Origin of the sequence: Cellulosimicrobium sp. E-16, assembly GCF_049913115.1 — a bacterium.
Lineage (GTDB): Bacteria > Actinomycetota > Actinomycetes > Actinomycetales > Cellulomonadaceae > Cellulosimicrobium.
The window spans coordinates 4,557,622-4,579,308 of sequence record NZ_CP183974.1; the positions used below are offsets into that span (position 1 = coordinate 4,557,622).

15 protein-coding genes and 1 pseudogene are annotated in these 21,687 nt (G+C 72.6%); 8 read left to right on the top strand and 8 right to left on the bottom strand.

From position 1 onward, the window contains the following. The first annotated feature begins 467 nt into the window (after positions 1-467). Positions 468-1,763: an MATE family efflux transporter gene (locus tag ACN9MS_RS20055; RefSeq protein ID WP_426311937.1), complete on the top strand. Its 1,296-nt coding sequence runs from the start codon at positions 468-470 to the stop codon at positions 1,761-1,763. Between the two features lie 63 nt (positions 1,764-1,826). On the opposite strand, the gene rplI is transcribed toward ACN9MS_RS20055, so the two are convergent. From rplI to ACN9MS_RS20080, 5 genes are all read right to left on the bottom strand, one after another. Continuing rightward, complete coding sequence (rplI, locus tag ACN9MS_RS20060) at positions 1,827-2,273, bottom strand: 50S ribosomal protein L9 (RefSeq protein ID WP_047230914.1); 447 nt, start codon at positions 2,271-2,273, stop codon at positions 1,827-1,829. Positions 2,274-2,292: 19 nt separating this feature from the next. Continuing rightward, entirely contained in the window at positions 2,293-2,529 is a 237-nt protein-coding gene (gene rpsR, locus ACN9MS_RS20065; protein WP_021481584.1) for a 30S ribosomal protein S18, read from the bottom strand. 101 nt (positions 2,530-2,630) lie between these two features. Further along, entirely contained in the window at positions 2,631-3,176 is a 546-nt protein-coding gene (locus ACN9MS_RS20070; RefSeq protein ID WP_021481583.1) for a single-stranded DNA-binding protein, read from the bottom strand. 145 nt (positions 3,177-3,321) lie between these two features. Next, positions 3,322-3,612 (bottom strand): 30S ribosomal protein S6, encoded by a 291-nt coding sequence (gene rpsF, locus ACN9MS_RS20075; protein WP_172819989.1) that lies wholly within the window; start codon positions 3,610-3,612, stop codon positions 3,322-3,324. Between the two features lie 153 nt (positions 3,613-3,765). Continuing rightward, on the bottom strand, positions 3,766-6,171 hold the full coding sequence (locus ACN9MS_RS20080) for a transglycosylase domain-containing protein (RefSeq protein WP_426310133.1): 2,406 nt from the start codon (positions 6,169-6,171) through the stop codon (positions 3,766-3,768). 404 nt (positions 6,172-6,575) lie between these two features. Between ACN9MS_RS20080 and ACN9MS_RS20085 the strand changes: the two genes are divergently transcribed. Together ACN9MS_RS20085 and ACN9MS_RS20090 are read left to right on the top strand one after the other, a co-directional pair. Further along, entirely contained in the window at positions 6,576-7,271 is a 696-nt protein-coding gene (locus tag ACN9MS_RS20085) for a PadR family transcriptional regulator (protein ID WP_168731418.1), read from the top strand. Beyond that, positions 7,268-8,359: an inositol-3-phosphate synthase gene (locus ACN9MS_RS20090; RefSeq protein ID WP_426310134.1), complete on the top strand. Its 1,092-nt coding sequence runs from the start codon at positions 7,268-7,270 to the stop codon at positions 8,357-8,359. Before ACN9MS_RS20085 ends, ACN9MS_RS20090 begins: the two co-directional genes overlap by 4 nt. 180 nt (positions 8,360-8,539) lie before the next feature. Here ACN9MS_RS20090 and ACN9MS_RS20095 read toward each other — a convergent pair whose 3' ends face one another. Continuing rightward, on the bottom strand, positions 8,540-10,258 hold the full coding sequence (locus ACN9MS_RS20095) for a glycosyl hydrolase family 18 protein (RefSeq protein ID WP_426310135.1): 1,719 nt from the start codon (positions 10,256-10,258) through the stop codon (positions 8,540-8,542). Between the two features lie 181 nt (positions 10,259-10,439). On the opposite strand from ACN9MS_RS20095, the gene ACN9MS_RS20100 reads away from it, so the two are divergent. Further along, positions 10,440-11,825: an MFS transporter gene (locus ACN9MS_RS20100; protein WP_426310136.1), complete on the top strand. Its 1,386-nt coding sequence runs from the start codon at positions 10,440-10,442 to the stop codon at positions 11,823-11,825. A 36-nt stretch (positions 11,826-11,861) separates the two neighbouring features. Here the strand turns inward: ACN9MS_RS20100 and ACN9MS_RS20105 are convergent, their stop codons facing one another. Beyond that, the gene (locus ACN9MS_RS20105; protein ID WP_426310137.1) at positions 11,862-13,067 is read right to left on the bottom strand and encodes an epoxide hydrolase family protein; all 1,206 of its coding nucleotides are present in this window, start codon (positions 13,065-13,067) and stop codon (positions 11,862-11,864) included. A 387-nt stretch (positions 13,068-13,454) separates the two neighbouring features. On the opposite strand from ACN9MS_RS20105, the gene ACN9MS_RS20110 reads away from it, so the two are divergent. Beyond that, positions 13,455-14,981, top strand: a complete 1,527-nt coding sequence (locus tag ACN9MS_RS20110; protein ID WP_426310138.1) for an MDR family MFS transporter — start codon at positions 13,455-13,457, stop codon at positions 14,979-14,981. 183 nt (positions 14,982-15,164) lie between these two features. On the opposite strand, the gene ACN9MS_RS20115 is transcribed toward ACN9MS_RS20110, so the two are convergent. Then, complete coding sequence (locus ACN9MS_RS20115) at positions 15,165-16,586, bottom strand: CCA tRNA nucleotidyltransferase (protein WP_426311938.1); 1,422 nt, start codon at positions 16,584-16,586, stop codon at positions 15,165-15,167. A 171-nt stretch (positions 16,587-16,757) separates the two neighbouring features. Here ACN9MS_RS20115 and ACN9MS_RS20120 point away from each other — a divergent pair. The 3 genes and pseudogenes from ACN9MS_RS20120 to murJ form a co-directional block, all read left to right on the top strand. Further along, a pseudogene (locus ACN9MS_RS20120) lies at positions 16,758-17,345 on the top strand (NUDIX hydrolase); the annotation flags it as partial. Between the two features lie 128 nt (positions 17,346-17,473). After that, positions 17,474-19,759, top strand: a complete 2,286-nt coding sequence (locus tag ACN9MS_RS20125) for a DUF6049 family protein (protein WP_426310139.1) — start codon at positions 17,474-17,476, stop codon at positions 19,757-19,759. Next, positions 19,756-21,672, top strand: coding sequence for a murein biosynthesis integral membrane protein MurJ (murJ, locus tag ACN9MS_RS20130; RefSeq protein WP_426310140.1), 1,917 nt, complete (start codon positions 19,756-19,758; stop codon positions 21,670-21,672). The genes ACN9MS_RS20125 and murJ overlap by 4 nt, the downstream gene beginning before the upstream one ends. Positions 21,673-21,687 lie beyond the last annotated feature (15 nt).

A 21,687-nucleotide genomic window follows, 5' to 3' on the forward strand; every position in this document is an offset into this window, starting at 1 on the left:
CTCGCTCCCCCGAGCCCGTCACGACCCACCGAGGGACCGCGCGACCGGGACAAACCTTCGTCGTACACGTGTTCTACAGCGGGCCACCCACACGACTGTCCCGGTGGCCGCGCCTCCCGCCTCCGACAAGCACGACCCCGCGACACTAGATCGCGGTTCCACACCCCGCAAACGGCCCTGTGCACGCCCGGTGGACAGGGACCCCCGAACCTGTGGACACACTCCCCCACACTGTGCACACCCGGTGGAAAACGGTGTGGACAACCTCACGATCTCCCTGTGTACATCAGCGTGAGCGGCCCCTGACCAGCCTCGTCACTACCCTCAGGGGTGTGGAAGAAAGAAAGTCCGACGACACGCCGACGACACGCCGGACACCACCCGGCCATCCCGGCGACACCCGGACGCCACCCGACCCCGCGCCGTCGTCCACAGGTCGCCGCACCCGCTCCCGGCTCGACCGCGAGATCCTCGCGCTCGCCGTCCCCGCCCTCGGTGCGCTCGTCGCAGAGCCCCTCTTCGTCCTCGTGGACAGCGCGGTCGTCGGCCACCTCGGCACCGCCCAGCTCGCGGGACTCTCCCTCGCCTCGACGCTCCTCGTCACGCTCGTCGGGCTGTGCGTCTTCCTCGCCTACGCGACCACGGCCGCGGTCGCCCGCCGCATCGGCGCCGGGCACGCGCGCGAGGCGCTCCAGTCCGGCGTCGACGGGCTGTGGCTCGCGGTCGGGCTCGGCGTCCTGCTCGCCGCCGCGCTGTGGGCGACCGCGCCCTGGGCCGTCGGCGCGATGGGCGGGACCGGCGAGGTGGCCGGGCACGCCGTCGTCTACCTGCGCTGGTCCGCCCTCGGCCTCCCCGGGATGCTCCTCGTGCTCGCGTCCACAGGCGTGCTGCGCGGCATGCAGGACACGAAGACACCCCTGTGGGTCGCCGCGGGAGGCGCGACGTTCAACGCCGTCCTCAACGTCGTCCTCGTCTACGGGGCGGGTCTGGGGATCGCCGGTTCGGGCATCGGCACGGCCGTCGCCCAGCTCACCATGGGCGCGGTGCTCGTCGTCGTGGTCGTGCGCGGCGCACGCCGCCACGGCGCGTCCCTGCGCCCCGCCGCCGGCGGCATCTGGTCGAACGCGCGCGCGGGCGCCCCGCTCTTCGTCCGCACCCTCTCGCTGCGCCTCGCGATCCTGCTCACCGTCTTCGTCGCGACCGGGCTCGGCGAGGTCACGCTCGCGGGCTACCAGGTCGTGAACTCCGTCTGGGGGCTCGCCGCGTTCGCGCTCGACGCGCTCGCCATCGCCGCGCAGGCGCTCGTCGGCTACGGGCTCGGGGCCGACGACGTCCCGCGCGTCCGCGCCGTCCTGCGGCGCACCCTGCAGTGGGGCGTCGCGGCGGGCGCGGCGATCGGGCTCGTCATGGCCGCGGGCGGCTGGTGGTTCGCGCTGCTCTTCACATCCGACCCGGACGTGCGCGCCGCCGTGGCGGTCGGCATGGCGGTGTGCGGGCTCCTGATGCCCATGGCGGGGTGGGTGTTCGTCCTCGATGGCGTCCTCATCGGCGCCGGGGACGGACGCTTCCTCGCCTGGGCGGGCATGCTCACGCTCGTGGTCTACGTGCCGTTCGCGCTCGCCGTCCGGCACTGGGCGCCCGACGGCGCAGCGGGCCTCGCGTGGCTGTGGCTCGCGTTCGCGGGGGTCTTCATGGCCGCACGCGCCGTCACCACGGGCCTGCGCGCCCGCGGCAGCGCCTGGATGGTCACCGGCACCACGTGAACTGCACGAAGGCCCGGCCCCTCCGAGGAGGGACCGGGCCTTCGAGGACTGCTCAGCAGCAGATCAGGCAGCGACGACCTTCACCGCGAGGGTCGCGGAGACCTCCGGGTGGAGGCGGACGGAGACCGTGTAGTCCCCCGTCGCCTTGATCGGCTGGCCGATCTCGATCTTGCGCTTGTCGACCGACGCGCCCGCGGCGGTCACGGCGGACGCGATGTCCGCCGTCGTCACGGCACCGAAGAGGCGACCGGCGGCGCCGGCCTTCGCCTCGACGACGACCGGCTTCGACTGCAGCGAGTCGCGGATCGCCTTCGCGTCGTCGAGCGACGCGATCTCGCGGGCCTTGCGCGCCTTGCGGATCGCAGTCACCTGCGACTCGGCGCCCTTGGACCACGGCGTGGCGAGCTTGCGCGGGACGAGGAAGTTACGGGCGTACCCGTCCTTCACCTCGACGACGTCGCCGGGCTCACCGAGACCGGTGACCTCGTGGGTCAGGATCAGCTTGGCCATGAGTTCTCTCCCTTCCCGCTCAGCGAGCCGTCGACGTGTACGGCAGCAGCGCCATCTCGCGCGCGTTCTTCACCGCACGGGCGATCTGGCGCTGCTCCTGGACGGAGACGCCGGTCACGCGACGCGCGCGGATCTTGCCGCGGTCGGAGATGAACTTGCGCAGCAGCGCGGTGTCCTTGTAGTCGACCGACTCGATCTTGGCCGACTTCAGCGGGTTGGACTTCTTCTTGGGCTTGCGCACCACAGGCTTCGCCATGGTGTTGCTCCTCTACAAGGTGCGATCCCCGCGCGCGGTCCGCGCCGACGAGCGGCGCGGCACCCGCGGGGACGGGTGTGTGTTCTGGGAGTGGCGGGCGATCAGAACGGGGGCTCGTCGGAGAACGAACCACCGGACGACGCGGGGCCAGCCGTGGCCCACGGGTCGTCGCTCTGCTGCTGACCGCCGCCGGAGCTGAATCCGCCACCGGAGGCACCGCCGGAGTTGGCGCCACCTCCGTAGCCGCCACCGCCGCCGAAGCCGCCGCCACCGCCACCCGAGCGCTGGGCCCGGGTGACCTTCGCGGAGGCGTAGCGCAGGGAGGGACCGATCTCGTCCACCTGCAGCTCGACGACGGTGCGCTTCTCCCCCTCGCGGGTCTCGTACGAGCGCTGGACGAGGCGGCCCTGCACGATGACGCGCATGCCCTTCGTCAGCGACTCCGCGACGTTCTCCGCGGCCTCGCGCCAGATCGAGCAGCGCATGAACAGGGTGTCCCCGTCCTTCCACTCGTTCGACTGGCGGTCGAAGGTCCGCGGCGTCGACGCCACCGTGAAGTTGGCCACCGCCGCACCCGAGGGGGTGAAACGCAGCTCCGGGTCTCCCGTGAGGTTCCCGATCACCGTGATGACGGTGTCACCTGCCATGGCCAGCTCCTTCGTGTGTCGTCAGCATCGTCGCGTTCGTGCTCGTAACGGGTCTCGCGTCGCTCATCCCATCACGCGGCGCCCACACGCGCTACGGCGTGCAGCATCCCGGTGCGGGACGGACGAACGGGGGACGCGGGGAGGATCAGCGAGCGTCCGTGCGCAGGATCTTGGTCCGCAGGACGACCTCGTTGAGGCCGAGCTGACGGTCCAGCTCCTTGGCGGTGTCGGAGGTCGACGTGAAGTCGACGACCGCGTAGATGCCCTCGGACTTCTTCTTGATGTCGTACGCCAGGCGGCGACGACCCCAGATGTCCACCTTGTCGACGGAGCCGCCGTCGGTCTTGATGACCGACAGGTACTTGTCGAGCGACGGGGCGACGGTGCGCTCCTCGATCTCGGGGTCGAGGATGATCATCAGTTCGTACTGACGCATGCGGATAACCCACCTCCTCTGGTCTTCGCGGTCACGGTCTCTCCGTGACAGGAGGGTTCATGCATTCGTGCTGCTGCCGCCCGACGAGCGGACGGCAGCTCCCCAGGGTACCCGCTCGGCGCTGGCCCCTGGAAATCTCCGGAACGACCGAGGTCAGGGGTTGTTGCCGTTCCCGCCGCCCCCGGGCCCGCCACCGGGGCCCCCGCCGCCCCCGTCGCCGGGGTCGGGCGTCTCGGTCGGTTCCTCGGTCGGCTCCTCCGTCGGCTGCTGTCCCGGGTCGACGCCCTTCGAGACCACGAGCGCGATCGTCGAGCCCGGCGGGACCTCAGCACCGGCGGAGCCCGCCTTGATGACGATGCCGCGAGGCTCGTTCGAGAACTCCTCGGTGACCGCCCACTTGAGACCGAGCGCCCTGAGGGCGGCCTTGGCGTCGTCGACGGTCCGGCCCTGGAGGTCGCCGGGCACCGTGACATTCTCCGGCTGCTGCGGCTCCTCGGGCTCCTCCGTCGGCGTCTCCTCGGTGGGCTCCTCCGTCGGCGTCTCGGTGGGAGTCTCCGTCGGCTTCGGCTTGGGCGGCGTGTACTGCAGGAACTCGCCGACCGGCAGGTTGGCGGTCGCCGCCTGCATGTACGACGTCCACGCCTCGACCGGCCACGAACCACCCGTGATCTCGGGGTTGCGCATGTCGGCCCACTTGCCGAACGGGGTGATCTGCTCCTGCTCGTTCTCTGGCCCGGTCTGGTAGAGGCCGACGACCGTCGCCAGGCCCGGCGTGAACCCGGCGAACCACGCGGACTTGTTCTCGTTCGAGGTACCGGTCTTGCCGGCCGCCGGCCTCCCGATCGCCTGGGCGGCCTCGCCCGAGCCCTGCTCCACGACCTGGGACAGCGCGTACTGCGTGGCCGCCATGGTCTCCGTGCTGAACTCCGGCGCGCGGTCCTCCGCACCGGGGGCCTCGTACTTGAGGTTGCCGCGCGAGTCGACGACCTTCGCGATGATGTGCGGGGTGGCCTTCTGCCCACCCGCCGCGATGGTCGCGTACGCGTTGGTCAGCTCGAGCGGCGTCACCGTCGCGGTACCGAGCACGTTGGACGCGTTCGGGGCGACCTTGTCCTTCGCGATGCCGAGGCGCGTCGCCACCTCGGCCGTCTTCTCGGGCCCGGTCTCGATGTTGAGCTCGGCGTAGACCGTGTTCACCGAGTTCGCCGTCGCCGTGACCAGGTCGATGTTTCCCCAGTCGTGGTCGCCGAAGTTGCGGACCTTCCAGTCCCCGCTCTCGTCGGCGCCCTCGAACGTCATCGGCGAGTTGCCGTCGTAGCGCTCGTCGAGCGTGTGGTCGTTCTCGAGCGCCGCGATGAGCGTGAACGGCTTGAAGGTCGAGCCGCCCTGGGCCGCGCCTTGGGTCGCGTCGTTGAACGGCTTGCTGAGATAGTCGGCGCCCCCGTAGAGGGCCCGGATCGAGCCGTCGTTCGGGTCGATCGACACGATGGCCGTGCGGAGGTTGGGCGAGACCGGGTTGTCGTCCCCGCGGGACTCCTGGGGCAAGGAGTCGGCGGTGTCCACCGCCGCCTTCTGCATCGCCGGATCGATCGTCGTCGTCACCTGGTAACCCCCGGTGAGAAGGTCCTCCTCCGTGATGCCCAGCTTGTCGAGCTCCTTCTGGGCCTCGGTGAGGAGGTAGCCGGTCGGACCGGCCAGCTTGTCCGACTTCTTGTACTCGATCGGCATCGGGAAGCCCGCCGCGATCGCCTCGTCGAACTGCGCCTTGTCGATGTGTCCGTCCTCGAGCATGTTGTCGAGCGTGCGGTCCCACCTGTGCGTCGCCTGAGCCAGGTCGTTGGCCGGGTCCCAGTAGGTCGGGTTCGGGATGATGCCCGCGATCATCGCGGACTGCGAGACCGTGAGGTCGGCGGCGTTCACCCCGTAGTACTTCTGCGCGGCGGCCTGGATGCCGTTGGCGCCGCGGCCGAAGTAGATGGTGTTGAGGTAGTTGCCGAGGATGACTTCCTTCTTCTGCCCCTGGGTGATCTTGAGCGCGAGGATCACCTCGCGGGCCTTCCCGACATAGTCGGTGACCGTGTCCGTGTAGTAGCGCTCGACGTACTGCTGCGTGAGCGTCGAGGCCCCCTGGCGATCGCCACCCTGGAGATTGTTGAGCAGGGCGCGCCCGATGCCCTTGACGTCGACGCCGGAGTTGGTCCAGAAGGTCCGGTCCTCCGAAGCGACGACGGCGTCGCCCACGTACGCCGGCAGCGTCGCGTAGTCGACGAGGGTGCGGTCCTCGGAGGCGAACGTCCCCATCTCCGTCGTGCCGTCGCCCCAGTAGACCGTCGAGGTCTGCTTGTTCACGCCAGGCAGCGTGCTCGGGACCTCGGTCGTGAACCACGCGGCGACGAGCACGCCCGCGACGAGCGCGACGCCGGTCAGCATGGTCCCGACGACGACGCGCCACGACGGCAGCCAGCGGCGGAAGCTCTTGACGTGCGAGCGCGGGTAGTTGAAGAACCGACGGCGCCCGCGGGGGGTCGTCCGTCCGTTCGTCCTCGTGGATCGCGCCACGGTCTACCTTCCTCTGGGGGGCAACGGGAAGCTGGTTCCACGTCGTCCGCGGACCTGCTCGTGGCCCGCCGCGAGCGGACCACCTGCCCGACGGCGCGTCCCCGCCTCGGGCGCGGGACGTCGTCGGGCACGGGGTCGGCACACGCCGGACCACCCTGAACAATAGGGCGTCGCCCTGTCGGGACAAGGGCCTGGGGCGCTGACAGCGCCATCGTGCGCCATTGATTTGCCGCGGCGTCCCGCCGCCTCCGCGGGTCCTTCACATCTGTGGCGCGATGCGCGACACTCCCCGAAGATTGCACGACGCATCGAGACGACCTAACCTGTCGATGTATCGACTCGATACATCGAGTCTCACAGCGGTCCCGCCGGGGCACGCCGAGCGAGCGTCAGGAGGTGGGATCGTGCGCAGCAAGACGCCCGTGCTCGAGACCGCGATCCTCGGCCTCCTCAAGGAGTCGCCCCTGCACGGGTACGAGCTGCGCAAGCGGCTCAACATCATGCTCGGCTCCTTCCGCGTGCTGTCCTACGGCTCGCTGTACCCCGCCCTCAAGTCGCTGGTGGCCCGCGGGCTCATCACCGGCACGGAGCAGTCCGCGGCGCAGTCGACGCTCGCGCCCGCCCTCTCGGGCAAGCGCGCGCGGATCGTCTACGAGCTGACGGCCGAGGGCAAGGAGCACCTCCAGAGCGTGCTGGCCTCGTCGGGGCCCGCCGCGTGGGAGGACGAGAGCTTCGACGTCCGGTTCGCGTTCTTCGCGCAGACCGACGCCGAGACCCGCATCCGCATCCTCGAGGGCCGGCGCACCCGGCTCACGGAGAGGCTGGAGGCGGTCAGGGAGTCCGCGGCTCGCACCCGCGAGCGGCTCGACGAGTACACGCTCGAGCTGCAACGTCACGGACTCGAGCAGGTCGAGCGCGAGGTGCGCTGGCTCGACGGTCTCATCACCACCGAGCGCGACCGGAGCTCCGGGCACTCCCGGAGCACCACCCGCGCACGGACCAGCAGCACCCCGCATCCTGCGGAACCATCCGAGCAGGAGCCCGACGGCGCGAGGCGTCCCGAGGACCCTGGAACAACGAACACCAAGGAGCGAGGATGACCTCCATCCGCGTCGCCATCGTCGGCGTAGGCAACTGCGCATCGTCCCTCGTCCAGGGCGTGCACTTCTACCGTGACGCCGACCCGAGCGCCACCGTCCCGGGCCTCATGCACGTGCAGTTCGGCGACTACCACGTGTCGAGCCTGGACTTCGTGGCGGCGTTCGACGTCGACGCGAAGAAGGTCGGGTTCGACCTCTCGGAGGCCATCAACGCCTCGGAGAACAACACGATCAAGATCGCGGACGTCCCGCCGCTCGGCGTGACCGTCCAGCGCGGCCCGACCCTCGACGGCATCGGCAAGTACTACGCGCAGACGATCGAGGAGTCGGACGCGGAGCCGGTCGACGTCGTCGCCGCGCTGCGCGAGGCGCAGGTCGACGTGCTCGTCTGCTACCTCCCCGTCGGCTCGGAGCAGGCCGCGAAGTTCTACGCGCAGGCCGCGATCGACGCGGGCGTCGCGTTCGTCAACGCGCTGCCCGTCTTCATCGCGTCCGACCCGGAGTGGGCCGCGAAGTTCGAGCAGGCCGGCGTCCCGATCGTCGGCGACGACATCAAGTCGCAGGTCGGCGCGACGATCACGCACCGTGTGCTCGCCAAGCTCTTCGAGGACCGCGGCGTCGTGCTGGACCGCACGTACCAGCTCAACGTCGGCGGCAACATGGACTTCAAGAACATGCTCGAGCGCGAGCGCCTGGAGTCCAAGAAGATCTCCAAGACGCAGGCCGTGACCTCGAACCTCGAGGGTCCGCTCGGCGGCAAGAAGGAGGACCGCAACGTCCACATCGGCCCGTCGGACTACGTCGCGTGGCTCGACGACCGCAAGTGGGCGTACGTGCGCCTCGAGGGCCGCGCGTTCGGCGAGGTCCCGCTGAACCTGGAGTACAAGCTCGAGGTCTGGGACTCCCCCAACTCCGCCGGCATCATCATCGACGCCGTGCGCGCCGCGAAGATCGCCAAGGACCGCGGCGTCGGTGGCCCGATCCTCTCGGCCTCGACCTACTTCATGAAGTCCCCGCCGGTCCAGATGGAGGACACGAAGGGCCGTGCGCAGCTGGAGGCCTTCATCGCCGGTGAGGTCGAGCGCTGACCTGGAGTGCAGTGCAGGGTGAGGGCCGAGGTACGAGGCACTCGCCCGGAACGGAGCGCAAGGTCAGCGCGACCGAAAGGGTCGAGCGCTGACCTGGAGCGCATCGCAGGCTGAGACACGGGCGAGGCCCCTGCCGATGTTTCGGCAGGGGCCTCGTTCGTGTGCTCGTCGTGCCGCGCGTCAGACGCAGGGGCTGCCCGCGTCCCAGGCGCCGTGCACGTCGGTCCCGGGCCGGGACCCGGTGGTCCACCACTGCGCGGTGTAGTTCACGCCCGCGCGGGTGACGACGTCGCCCGCGGTGTAGGTGCGGCCGGCGTCCCAGGCGTCGCCGCACGCGGGTGCCTCTCCTGCCGGGGCGGTGCCGGCACCGCCGATGGCGCGCCAGGGGCCGTTCGGCTGGCCGGGCTCCTGGTTCCGGGTCCACCAGGCGGCGCGGTACTCGACGCCGTCGTGGTAGACGACGTCCCCCTTCGTGTACACACCGGACGCGTACCAGGGGGCTGCCGCGTCGGCGGGGACGAGCGGTCCGGGGGTGGCGGTCTCGAACGTGCCACGGAGGGTCCCGAGGAGCTCGTTGTCGTCGTCCCCGGCGAGGTCCCAGAAGTAGCCGCCGCCGTAGCCGTTGGTGGCGAGGTACTCGGCCTTGGCCGTCACGGAACGCGGGGTGTCCGCGGTCCACCACTCGCCGTCGCCGTAGAAGTAGCCCTGGCCGGCGACCTCGTCGTAGTACTCCGGGAGGCCCTCGGCCTTGATGTCGGAGTAGTAGGTGAACGGGAGGGCGCCGTCGGCCGCGGCACCGGGTGTCGGGTCGGTGACGTTCTTCCAGCCGTAGCCGTACGCGGCCATGCCGAGCACGAGCTTCTCCTTGGGCCACCCGGCGGCGTGGTACGCGCCGAGGACACCGTCGGCGGCGAGGCCCCAGTTGGCGGGCTCGCCCGTCGTCGGGTCCTCGTAGACGTGCAGGTTGCCCTGGTGGCCGGTCCGGGTGGTGTTCCAGTCGCCGTGGTAGTCGTAGCCCTGGACGTTGATGAAGTCGAGCGCCTCGACGAAGCGCGGGTCGAGCCAGCCGCCGTAGGTGCGCGGGGCCCACCCGGCGGGGGCGAACCCGGTGATCTGGTAGTCCTCGCCGGTCTCGGTGCCGAGCTCGTCGAGCTCGGCGCGCAGGAGCTGCGCGAACTGGACGAAGTTCTCCGCGTCCTCCTCGGGTCGCGGCGTGGGGTGCTCGCCGGTCGCGCCGGGCCACTCCCAGTCGAGGTCGACGCCGTCGAAGAGGCCGGCGGCGACGCCGTCGCCACCCTTGGTGCCGTTCTCCGCGTCCTGGACGACGGGCAGGTTCCCGCGGAAGTACAGGTCGAGGCAGGACTCGACGAGCCGCTCGCGGTTCTCCGGCGTGGACACGGCGTCGGAGAAGTTGTCCGACCAGGTCCAGCCGCCGAGCGAGATGAGGACCTTCAGGCCCGGGTTGGCCTCCTTGAGCTTCTTGAGCTGGTTGAAGTTGCCCGCGAGCGCCTGGTCGGCGGTGTCCGCGACGCCGTCGACGGTCTGCCCGGCCGGCTTGAGCTGCACGTAGTCGTTGAGGGGGTCGCCCTGGAGCCCGCCGTCGACGGGGTCTTCCCTGTCGGTGATGTCGCAGACCAGGTCGGTCGTGACGTTGCCGAACGCGTAGTTGAGGTGCGTCAGGTCGGACGCCGCCCCGGTGGTCTGGAGGTCGGCGACCTGGTAGCCGTCCTCGTTGCCGGCGTCCCACGCGGGGTAGTAGCCGACGGTCTTGTAGCCGTTGGCGCCGTCTCCGCCGGCCGTCGCGGGTGCGGCGTGCGCCGCCCCGACCGTGCCGGCGACGAGCGCCGCCGTCGCTGCGAAGGCGAGCCCTGCGGCTGCCGTCCTGGGGGTTCGTGTCATTCGAGAATGCCTCGCTGCTTCTCCGGGCCCGGCCACTGCGGCGGGTCGTGACGAAAACGCAAAGGTAACCTTCCTAAGCATTCTTGCCCAGGGGGTTCCCAGGATGCGAGAAGGGGCACGTCGTGCGGCGGATCGGCCGACGGCGGACCGGCAGACCCTGGGGACCGCCTAGGGTTGGGGGGTGAGTGTCGTCGCCGAGCTGCGAGCGCTGCTGCGGCTGCGCGGGTTCCGCAGGCTGTTCGCCGTGCGCCTCGTCTCGCAGGCCGGGGACGGCATGTTCCAGGTCGGCCTGGCGTCGCTGCTGTTCTTCTCGCCCGAGTCGCAGGGCACGGCCGCGGCGATCGCGGGCGCGTTCGCGGTGATGCTCGCGCCGTTCACGATCGTGGGCCCGTTCGCGGGGGTGTTCCTCGACCGCTGGCAGCGCCGCCAGGTGCTCGCGTGGGGCAACGCGGTGCGCGTGGTCATCACGCTGGGCATGGCGGTGCTCATGCTCTCGGGCGGCGTCAGCGGGTGGATCTACGCGCTCGGTCTCGCGGCGCTCTCGGTGAACCGCTTCCTCCTCGCAGGCCTGTCCGCGGGTCTGCCGCGCGTCGTCGACGGCCCGCTGCTGCTCACCGCGAACTCCCTGACGCCCACGCTGGGCGCCGGTGCGGCGTTCGTCGGGGGCGGGATCGGGTTCGTCCTGGGGCTCGCGTTCGAGCCGGGCCGGGTCAAGGACTCGTCCGCCCTCGTGTGCGCGGCGCTCGTCTTCGGGATCGCGTCGCTGCTCGCGCTGCGCCTCGGCCGGACGCAGCTCGGCCCGGAGCGCCCCGCCGAGTCGGCGATCCGGTCGGAGATCGTCAAGGTCGCGCGCGGCCTGGCTGACGGCGCCCGGTACCTCGTCGCGCGCCGCACCCCGGGCCAGGCGCTGCTCGCGATGGCCACCCACCGCTTCCTCTACGGCGTGGTCTTCATCGCCTCGATCCTCATCGCCCGGAACCTCCTCGACGCGGGGAGCCAGACGGCGGGCATGGCGACCTTCGCGATCGTCGTCGGCCTGACGGGCCTGGGCGGTGCGGGCGCGATGGTGCTCACGCCGACGCTCTCGCGCTACACGGGGCCGCAGGTCTGGATCGCGATCATGCTGCTGCTCGCCGCCGCGAGCCAGCTCCTGCTCGTGACGACGCCGTCGCGCGCGGTGGTGTACACGGGCGCCGCCCTGCTCGGGCTGGCGGCGCAGGGCACCAAGATCGCCGTGGACACGATCGTCCAGCGCGACACCGACGACGAGTTCCGCGGCCGCGCGTTCGCGTTCTACGACGTCCTGTACAACGCGGCCTTCGTCGGCGCGGCCGCCCTGGCGGCGTTCACGCTCCCCGACACGGGCTGGTCGCGCGGCGTGTTCGTCGCCCTCGCGGTCGCCTACGCGCTCGCCGCCCTCGTGATGTGGACGCGCGGGGCACGGGCCCCGGCCGGGGTGGGCGACGCCGTCGGGCAGGACGGCGCACGGCCGGCCCCGGAGGCCGCCGCACCCGGCGAGGGCTCGGCCGCCGGCGACGGCGTCCCGGCCGCGCGTCCGAGCGCCTGACGGGGCACCTGACCGGGCACAGCCGCCCGACCGGGCTCAGGCGAGATCCGAGGCGAAGGCGCGGAGGTCGTCGACGACGAGCTGCGGTTCCTCCAGCGCGGCGAAGTGCCCGCCGCGCGGCATCGTGGTGAACCGCCGGACGTCGAAGAACCGCTCCGCGTACTCGCGCGGCGGCTGCGAGATGTCGCGGGGAAAGACGGCGAGCGCCGTCGGCACGTCGATGCGCGGCGACCACCCGGCGTCGGCGCCCTCCCCTGCTGACCAGGCTCCGTCCGCGCCCTCCCCGCCCGACCATGCGGCGTCGTCACCTGCCTCACCGCCCCAGTCACCGTCGAGCCCCTCGTTGTAGAGGCGCATCGAGGAGCGGATCGAGTTGCCGAGCCAGTAGAGCATCACGTTGGTGAGCAGGTCGTCGTCGGACGGCAGGGTGTCGGAGAGGTAGCCGAAGTGGTCGACGAGCCACGCCGCGAGGCCCGCGGGAGAGTCGCTCAGGCCGTAGGACAGGGTGAGCGGGCGCGACGACTGGATCCCGACGTACCCGCCGTGCGTCTCGCCCCACGCGTCGACGGCGGCGAACATCGCGCGCTCCCCCTCGCTCGCCGTGTCGCGGTCGACGAGGAACAGGTTGGGGAACGGGACGTCCGTGAGGTGGAGGCCGACGACGCGGTCGGGGTGGGCGCGCGCCACCTCCTGCGCGACGACACCGCCCCAGTCGCCACCGTGCACGAGGTAGCGGTCGTAGCCGAGGCCCTCCATGAGGCTCGCGACGACCTCGGCGCTCTGGGCGCCGCTCACCGTCCCGGCCTCGGGCTGCTCCGAGAAGTCGAAGCCCGGCAGCGACGGGACGACGACGTCGAACACCGGCTCGTCGGGGCCGACCGCGGGATCGCGGCCCGTGAGGCGGTCGACGACGTGCGCGAACCGGTAGAACGAGTCCGCCCAGCCGTGCAGCAGCAGGATCGCCGGAGCCTCCGGGCGCACCGCACGCTCGTGGATCGCGTGGAGGTCGCGACCGTCGATCGCGGCCACGACGTGGTGGAAGCGGTTGAGGCGTTCCTCCTGCGCGCGCCAGTCGTAGCCGTCGAACCAGTGCGCGACGAGGCGGCGCATGGTCGCCAGCTCGGTGCCGCGCTCCCAGCCGCGCTCCTGGAGCTCGGCGGGCCAGCGGGTGCGGGAGAGGCGCTCGTGCAGGTCGTCGAGCTCGGCCTGGGGGACGTCGATCGTGAACGGTCGGAACTCCATCAGAGCCTCCGGTGTCTGGGTGGTGGGTCCGTCCTCGACGCTAGGCGGGGTAGCGGTCAGCCGCCGTCCTCTTCTCGTCGCTGCTCCCGGCCTCGCGACCGCGGCGTTCTGCTGTCGGCAGCACCGATGAGTCCGCGAGCGAAAAGAGGTCGTCACGTCGGGCGGGAATAACGCAGGATGGTGGATGGTCGTACAGGGTACGGATCGACGTGGCTGGGCCGCGCCGATCGGCCCGGGCCCTCCCCTCCCCGTGGCCCGCCGACCACGAACCGACACCGTCGTCGCGTGCATCGCACGCGACTCCCGTGCTGCCCCCGTGCAGCCCGCCCTGCCCCGACCGGGTTCGACCATGTGCCCGGGCCGCCACCGACGCGAGCGGAGACCTCCGTGACAGCCTCCCCCACCCACGACACCTCGGTACCCGTCGACCGGCTCCCCCGGGCGGACTTCCTCGTCATCGCGCTGCTGCTCGGCTCCGCGTTCGTCGTGATCCTCAACGAGACCACCATGAGCGTCGCGCTGGCGCCGCTCATGGAGGACCTGGGCATCACGGCCAGCACGGGCCAGTGGCTCACGACCGCGTTCATGCTGACGATGGCGGTCGTCATCCCGGCGACCGGGTTCCTGCTCCAGCGCCTCGGCACGCGGGGGGCCTACCTGCTCGCGATGTCGCTGTTCAGCGCCGGCACCCTGCTCGCGGCCGTCTCGCCCGGCTTCGCCTGGCTGCTCACCGGCCGCGTCGTGCAGGCCTCGGGCACGGCGATCATGATGCCGCTGCTCATGACGACGATCATGACGCTCGTCCCGCCGACGATCCGCGGCAAGGTCATGGGGAACATCTCGATCGTCATGGCCGCGGCGCCCGCGCTCGGCCCGTCGCTCTCCGGCCTCATCCTCAACTCGCTGAGCTGGCGGTGGGTGTTCGGGATCGTGCTCCCGATCGCGCTCGTCGCGCTCGTCCTCGGCTTCCTGTACATCCGGGACGTCGCCGACCGTACGCACTCGCGGCTCGACCCGTTCTCGCTCGTCCTCGCGGCGTTCGCGTTCGGCGGGCTCGTCTACGGGCTCTCGAGCATCGGCGAGGCGGCACGCCACACGCCCGTCGTCCCGCCGGCCGTGCCGATCACGTTCGGCGCCCTCGCGCTCGGCGCGTTCGTGTGGCGCCAGCTCGTCCTCCAGCGCGAGGACCGCGCGCTGCTCGACCTCCGCGTGTTCACGCACCGTGGGTTCAGCGTGCCGCTCGGCATCATGGCGGTCGGGATGGTCGCCATGTTCGGCTCCCTCATCCTCCTGCCGCTGTTCCTCCAGGACGCGATGGGCCTCGAGCCGCTCGCGACCGGTCTCATCGTGCTCCCCGGCGGGCTCCTCATGGGTCTGCTCGGCCCGACCGTCGGCCGGCTCTACGACCGGGTGGGCCCGCGTCCGCTCGTCATCCCCGGCGTGAGCGTCGTCGCCGTCGCCCTCGCGGCGTTCACGACGATCCACGCGGACTCGTCGCCATGGTTCGTCCTGGCGCTCCACGTCACGCTGAGCCTGGGCCTCGCGTTCATGTTCACGCCGCTGTTCACCTCCGCGCTCTCGGCGCTCGAGCCGCACCAGTACTCGCACGGGTCGGCCTCGATCGGCACCGTGCAGCAGCTCGCGGGCGCCGCCGGCACGGCCATGTTCGTCGCCGTCATGACGACCCGGTCCATCGCCTACGGCGAGGCGGGCGCGTCGCCGCAGGCCGCCCTGGCCGAGGGCGTCGGCGACGCGTTCGTCTGGGGCACCGCGGTCATGCTCGTCGCGGTGGGCTTGTCGTTCCTCCTGCGCCGCCCCGCGCCCCAGGACCACGGCCCCGCGCAGGACCGGACGCAGGACGCGCCGGTCGAGGACGTCAAGGTCGAGGCCGCACTGGCCACCGACGACGTCTGAGCCCTCGCCGCGTCGCGCGCCCGCCCGGAGGCGACGCGACCGCTGAGGGCGAGGCCGGAGGGGCGGTCGTGCCGGGTCGTGGCGGGTCTGGCGGGAGCGGCGCGAGGAACGAGCGGCGCGGACGGTAGACCCGGCACGACCGCCCCGGAGGTCTCGACCGGACCGACACGGGGCGCATCCCGCTCAGGGGGCCGACGACTCCGGCTGCTCCGCCCACCAGGCCAGGAGGTCCGCGCGCGCCGTCTCCTCGTCGACCGGCCCGCGGTCCAGGCGCAGCTCGAGCAGGTGCTTGTACGCCTTCCCCACCACCGGTCCCGGCCGGATCCCGAGGATCGCCATGATCTGCTGGCCGTCGAGGTCCGGGCGGACGGCGTCGAGCTCCTCCCTCTCCTGGAGGTCGGCGATGCGGCGCTCGAGGTCGTCGTACGACTCGCGCAGGCGCTGCGCCTTGCGCCGGTTCCGCGTCGTGCAGTCGGCGCGCGTGAGGCGGTGCAGCCGCTCGAGCAGCGGGCCTGCGTCGGTCACGTACCGACGCACCGCGGAGTCGGTCCACGCGCCGTCGCCGTAGCCGTGGAACCGCAGGTGCAGCTCGACGAGCCGCGCGACGTCCTTGACGACCTGCTTGTCGTACCGCAGCGCCTTGAGGCGCTTGGCGACCATCTTGGCGCCCACGACCTCGTGGTGGTGGAAGCTCACGCCGCCACCCGACTCGAATCGCCTGGTCGGCGGCTTGCCGACGTCGTGCAGCAGCGCGGCCAGGCGGAGCACGAGGTCGGGGGCCGGGACCGCGCCGTCGGGCCCGGTCTCCTGGGCGATCGCCTGGTCGAGGACCGTGAGCGAGTGCTCGTAGACGTCCTTGTGCCGGTGGTGCTCGTCGATCTCGAGCTTGAGCGCGGGGAGCTCGGGCAGCACGTGGTCCGCGAGGCCCGTGTCCACGAGCACCTCGAGCCCGCGACGCGGGGACGTCGCGCACAGCAGCTTCGAGAGCTCGTCCCGCACACGCTCGGCGGACACGATCTCGATGCGCTCGGTCATGAGGACGAGCGCGGCGAGGGTCCCGCCGTCGACGTCGAAACCGAGCTGGGCCGCGAACCGCGCGGCGCGCATCATGCGCAGCGGGTCGTCGTCGAACGAGCGCTCGGGGGCGATCGGCGTGCGCAGCACGCGGCGCGCGAGGTCGTCGAGGCCGTCGAACGGGTCGACGAACGTCATCTCCGGGACGCGCACCGCCATCGCGTTCACGGTGAAGTCCCGGCGCGACAGGTCGCCCTCGAGCGTGTCGCCGAACGCGACGACGGGCTTGCGCGACGTCGGGTCGTACTCGTCGGTGCGGTACGTCGTCACCTCGACGACGAGGTCGTCCCCGGGGCCCCCGCGGCCGAAGCGCTTGGCACCGATCGTGCCGAACTCCTTGCCGATGTCCCAGTGGGCGTCGCCCCAGCGCGCCAGGAGCGCCTCGGTCTCGTCGGGCGACGCGGACGTGGCGAAGTCGAGGTCGTTGCTCGCCCGCCCGAGGAACGCGTCGCGGACGGGCCCGCCCACGAGCGCGAGCTCGTGACCGGCGGCACGGAACACCTCACCGAGCTCGATCGCCGCGGGTGCCATCTCGGTGAGCACGGCGAGGGCGCGGCGCTGGAGCTCGAGCGACTGCGACGTCGGCGGGGGCGACGGCTGGGGCGACGAAGGCTGGGGCACGACACCCAAGCCTGCCAGATGCGACGCCCGCACCGGGGAGCCGGTCCCGGGGAGCCGACGTCCACTCGGTAAAGTTGGGACATGTCCACCCCTGCGCACGCCGACGAGCCCCGGAGGGATCCGGCGGGCGGGCGTGACAGCGGTCGCGGGCAGCCCCTCCCCGTCCCCGCCCCGCCCGGCGGGCACGCGCTGCGCATCGACCCGCGCTCACGCCCGGTACCCGCGCCGCCGCCGCTGCCCGTGGTCGACGAGGTCTCGGCCGGCGGGCTCGTCGTCACGGTCGCGGGCGGCGACCTCTGCGCGGCGATCATCGCCCGGCGCAACCGGGGAGGGCGCCTCGAGTGGTGCCTGCCCAAGGGCCACCTCGAGGGCGACGAGACGCCGGAGCAGGCCGCGGTCCGCGAGATCGCGGAGGAGACGGGGATCCAGGGGGCGGTGCAGGAGCCGCTGGGCGTCATCGACTACTGGTTCACCGGCGACGACCGCCGCGTGCACAAGGTCGTCCACCACTTCCTCCTGCGCGCGACGGGCGGCTACCTCACGGTCGAGGGCGACCCGGACGGGGAGGCCGAGGACGTCGCGTGGATCCCCGTGGCGGACCTGCCCGACCGGCTCGCCTACCCCAACGAGCGCCGGATCGCCGCCGTCGCGCACAGCGTCCTCCAGGGCAGGCCGGCGCGGTTCCACGGGGTGGTCGAGAGTAGGGTGACCCGGACGATCGTCCGCTCGCCCGGCCGTCCGCACGACGGCCGCGGCGGCCCGGCACCGCCCGCCCCACGGAGCTCGACCGACCACTCATGACGCCCTCCCCCAGCAGCGGCGCGCGCCCCGGCGGCGCCGCGTCGGCCCCGCTCCTCGGCAGGTCCGCTCGCCTCCTCGTCGCGCTGGTCGCCCTGCTGGTCCTGACCGTCGGCGTCGTCCTCGGCGGTGGCGTCGCGGCGGCGGGCGTGACAGCGAGCACGACGACGAGCGCCTCGACGAGCACGACGGCCGAGACCGAGGACGCGGTGACGCTCGAGGTCTCGTCGCTCCAGCCGACCGTCCTCGGCCCGGGCGACACGCTCACCGTGACCGCGCGCGTGACCAACGGGACCGCGGAGACGCTCGGGTCGCCCCTGGTGGCGCTCGGCATCGACCGGCGGGTGCTGAGCACCCGGTCGGCGCTCGAGAGCTGGACGACGATCGGGCTCGACGGTCGCGTCGGGGTCCGCGTCACCGGCGAGGACCTCGGGGCCCTCGCGCCGGGCGCGACGGCGGAGACGACGCTCACCGTCCCGGTCGCGGAGCTCGACCTCCACGCGGGCAGCGACTGGGGCCCGCGCGGCATCTCCCTCACGGTGTCCGACGGCGGCGCACGCCAGGCCGTCCAACGCACCTTCGTCCTGTGGGAGCCGTCGGGCGAGGTGACCCCGCTGCGCCTGAGCGTGGTCGCCGCCCTGACCGGCCCGCCGGTGGACCCCGACCCCCAGGCGTACGACGACGCGCTCGCGGCCGCCGTGGCGACGGACGGTCGCCTCGGGCGCCTGCTGGCGGCGACCGGTGGCGCTCCGGAGGTCGCGTGGGTCGCCGACCCGGCCCTGCTCGCCGCGGCGACGGGAGCCGGTGACCCGGCCGTGAGCGCCTGGGCCGACGCCGTGAGCGCCGCCGCGGCGGGCCGGTCGGCGTTCGCGCTGCGCGCCTACGACCCGGACGTCGCGGCGTTCGCGCACGCCGGTCTCGCGCTGCCGGAGGGGACCCCGCTCCCGGCCGCACCCGAGCCGACGACCGAGGACGCGACCGACGGCGACACGACGGACGACGACGCGTCCACCACGGAGGAGACCTCCGGCACGGACGCCGCGGCCGACCCGACGGCGTCGTGGCGGACGGACCTCGCCTGGCCGGGCGACGCCGTCCCCGACCTGACCACGACGACGCTCGCCGCGGCATCGGGTGCGACCGCGACCGTCGTCGGTCCCGGCGGGCTCGTCCCGGACGAGTCGCTGACCTACACGCCGTCCGGCGTCGCCGAGGTCGCGACCGCCGCCGGGCCCGTGAAGGCGCTCGTCGCGGACCCGGTGCTGACCGCTCTCCTGTCCGCCGGCGACGGCTCGGGCGTCACGGCGACGCAGCGGATCCTCGCCGAGACGGCCGTGATCGCCCGTGAGCGCCCTGCGGAGCAGCGTCACGTCGTCGTCGCCCTGCCCCGGAGCTGGGAGGCCGAGCCGACACTCTTCACGGCACGGCTCGACGCCCTCCGCGCGGCTCCTTGGGTCGACCTGGCCCCGGTGGACGACCTCCTGGCCTCCGCGCCGCCCGCCGTCGAGCGCACGACGCTGCCGGACGACGTCCCCGGCGAGGGGGAGATCACCGTCGCCCAGCTCCGTGCTCTCGACCGGTCGCGCGCGGACCTCGCCGCGTTCGCGACCGTCAGCGCCGACCCCGCGACGATCACGCGCCCGCTCGAGCCCGGCTTCGTCACCCCGACCGCCGTCGCGTACCGCGCCGCGCAGCCGTCGCGCGTGCTCGCCGTCCAGCACGCCGAGCAACGGTCCGCCGCCGTCCAGGGCACCCTCTCGGTGGAGACGCGTGCTCCGTTCCTCTTCGTGGCCGAGCAGGAGGACCTCCCCGTCCGGGTGCGCAGCACCCTGGAGCAGGAGGCGACGGTCGAGGTCGTGCTGCGGCCGGACGACCCGCGGCTGCGCGCACCGGAGCGCCGGACCGTGACGATCCCGGCCGCCACCCGGGACGCCGACGGCGACCTGGTCGCGGCCGAGACGAGCGTCGGGGTGCCCGTCGAGGGGTTCGGGAGCGGCAACGTCACGGTGGAGGTCGAGCTGGTCAGCGCGGCGCAGCCCCAGGTCCGCGTCGCGGAGCCGCAGGAGTTCGTCGTGCGCGTGCGCGCCGACTGGGAGTCGGTGGGCACCGTGGTCGTGGCGGTGCTCCTGGCCCTCGCCCTGGTGGCGGGGATCTGGCGCACGGTGCGCCGCGGCCGCTCGCCCCGCCGTCTGGCCGGTGCGACGGTGGACCAGCCGGCGCCGCCCGCGCAGGACCAGACACCGCCCGCGCAGTCCGCCCGCCGGGACGAGGAGCGCGTCGAGTGAGCCCCGAGCAGCCCCGGCACGTCCGGCCCCCGGGTGCCGGGCACGGCACGCGGCCGGGCACGACGCGCGACGTCGTCCCGACCGGGCCGCTCCCGGGCGACCCGGCGGCGTCGGGCACCCCGGACGAGACCGCCGAGGCCGGAGCCACGGAGTCGCCCGCCCCCCGCACGGGCGGGCTCGGCCGCTCGTCCGCGCTCATGGCGTCGGGCACGTTCGTCTCGCGCGGCCTCGGGCTCGTCCGCAACGTCCTCCTCGTGGCCGCGATCGGGACCACGGGCCTGGTCGCGGACGCGTTCGACGTCGCGAACAAGATCCCCAACGTCCTCTTCGCGATCCTCGCGGGCGGCGTCCTCAACGCCGTCCTCGTGCCGCAGATCGTCCGCGCCTATCGCGCGCGCAACACCCAGGAGCGGCTCGACAAGCTGCTCACGCTCTCCGGCGTCGTGCTGATCGCGCTCTCGGCGCTGCTCACGGCAGGGTCGAGCATCCTCGTCGCGCTCTACACCGGGCCGGGTTGGACGGCACCGCAGACGTCGCTCGCCGTCGCCTTCGCCTTCTGGTGCACGCCGCAGCTCTTCTTCTACGGGCTGTACACGCTGCTCGGGCAGGTGCTCAACGCGCGGGGCCAGTTCGGTCCCTTCATGTGGGCGCCCGTGCTCAACAACGTCGTGTCGATCGTCGGGTTCGCGGCGTTCATCGCGATCTACGGTCCCGCGGCCACGGGGAACGTCGACGACCTCACGCAGTGGGACGGGCCCAAGATCGCGCTGCTCGCCGGGACGGCGACGCTCGGGGTCGCGGCGCAGGCGCTCATCCTCGTGGTCCCGCTGTGGCGGGCCGGCTTCCGCTGGCACCTGCGGTTCGGCCTGCACGGCATCGGCCTGCGGTCCGCGGGCCAGGTCGCGCTGTGGACGTTCGCCGCCGTCCTCCTCGAGCAGGTCGGGGTCCTGTTCACCACGCGCTTCGCGAGCGAGGCGCCTCGCGCGGCGCTCGCGCAGACGTTCGGGCCCTACCGTGACGACCCCGGGACCCTCGGCGCCGTCACCGGGCTGATCACGGGCGCGCCCGACGCGTTCTCAGGCGCCCTCGCGGTGGCGGGCAACGCCGCCTACACGCAGGCCCTCATGATCTACCTGCTGCCCCACTCGCTCGTGACGGTGTCGATCGCGACGGCGCTCTTCACGGGCATGAGCGCCGCGGCGCACGCCGGCGACCTCGCGCGCGTCCGGCACGACCTCTCGCGCGGCGTGCGCACCGTCGGGGTCTTCACCGTCTTCGCGACCGTCGTCCTGGTCGTCCTCGCCCTGCCGATCACCAAGCTGCTCGTCCCCTCCGTCGACGCAGCGTCCGGCGAGGCCGTCTCCGAGGTGCTGCGCGCCATGGCGCTCGGGCTCGTCCCCCTGGGCGGCATGGTGCTCATGAAGTGGGTCTACTACGCGTTCGAGGACGGCCGGACCGTCTTCTGGATCCAGGTGCCGGGCACGATCGTGCTCGTCGGCGTGTCCTGGCTCGCGACGCAGGTGCTGGCACCCCAGCTCTGGGTCGTGGGCATCGGCCTCGCGATGAGCGTGTCCAACCTGGTGGCCGTCGCGCTGCGCACCGTCGGGCTACGACGCACGCTCCGCGGGCTCGACGGTGCCCGGATCCTCCGCCTGCACGTCAAGGCCGGGCTCTCCGCGCTCGTCAGCGGCGTCGCGGGCTGGGGAGTCCTGCGGGGGTTCGTCGTCCTCACCGGTGACGGCCCGGACGGCATCTACGGGCTCTCGTGGTGGCAGGCCGTCGTCGTGGTGTCCGTCGCCGGGGCCGTGATGACGGCCGTCTACGCGGGCGGGCTCAAGCTCATGCGCGTGCGCGAGCTCGACCAGCTCGCCGGTCCGATCGTGGGCCGCGTCCGCCGGCTCGTGCGGCGGTGAGCGGCGCGCGGCCCC

Excerpts from the sequence above, each read along its gene's own strand:
- ACN9MS_RS20125 (WP_426310139.1), top strand. The coding sequence starts at position 17,474 with ATGACGCCCTCCCCCAGCAGCGGCGCGCGCCCCGGCGGCGCCGCGTCG.
- rpsR (WP_021481584.1), bottom strand. The coding sequence starts at position 2,529 with ATGGCGAAGCCTGTGGTGCGCAAGCCCAAGAAGAAGTCCAACCCGCTG.
- ACN9MS_RS20090 (WP_426310134.1), top strand. The coding sequence starts at position 7,268 with ATGACCTCCATCCGCGTCGCCATCGTCGGCGTAGGCAACTGCGCATCG.
- ACN9MS_RS20070 (WP_021481583.1), bottom strand. The coding sequence starts at position 3,176 with ATGGCAGGTGACACCGTCATCACGGTGATCGGGAACCTCACGGGAGAC.
- ACN9MS_RS20115 (WP_426311938.1), bottom strand. The coding sequence starts at position 16,586 with ATGGCACCCGCGGCGATCGAGCTCGGTGAGGTGTTCCGTGCCGCCGGT.
- rpsF (WP_172819989.1), bottom strand. The coding sequence starts at position 3,612 with ATGCGTCAGTACGAACTGATGATCATCCTCGACCCCGAGATCGAGGAG.
- ACN9MS_RS20095 (WP_426310135.1), bottom strand. The coding sequence starts at position 10,258 with ATGACACGAACCCCCAGGACGGCAGCCGCAGGGCTCGCCTTCGCAGCG.
- rplI (WP_047230914.1), bottom strand. The coding sequence starts at position 2,273 with ATGGCCAAGCTGATCCTGACCCACGAGGTCACCGGTCTCGGTGAGCCC.
- ACN9MS_RS20105 (WP_426310137.1), bottom strand. The coding sequence starts at position 13,067 with ATGGAGTTCCGACCGTTCACGATCGACGTCCCCCAGGCCGAGCTCGAC.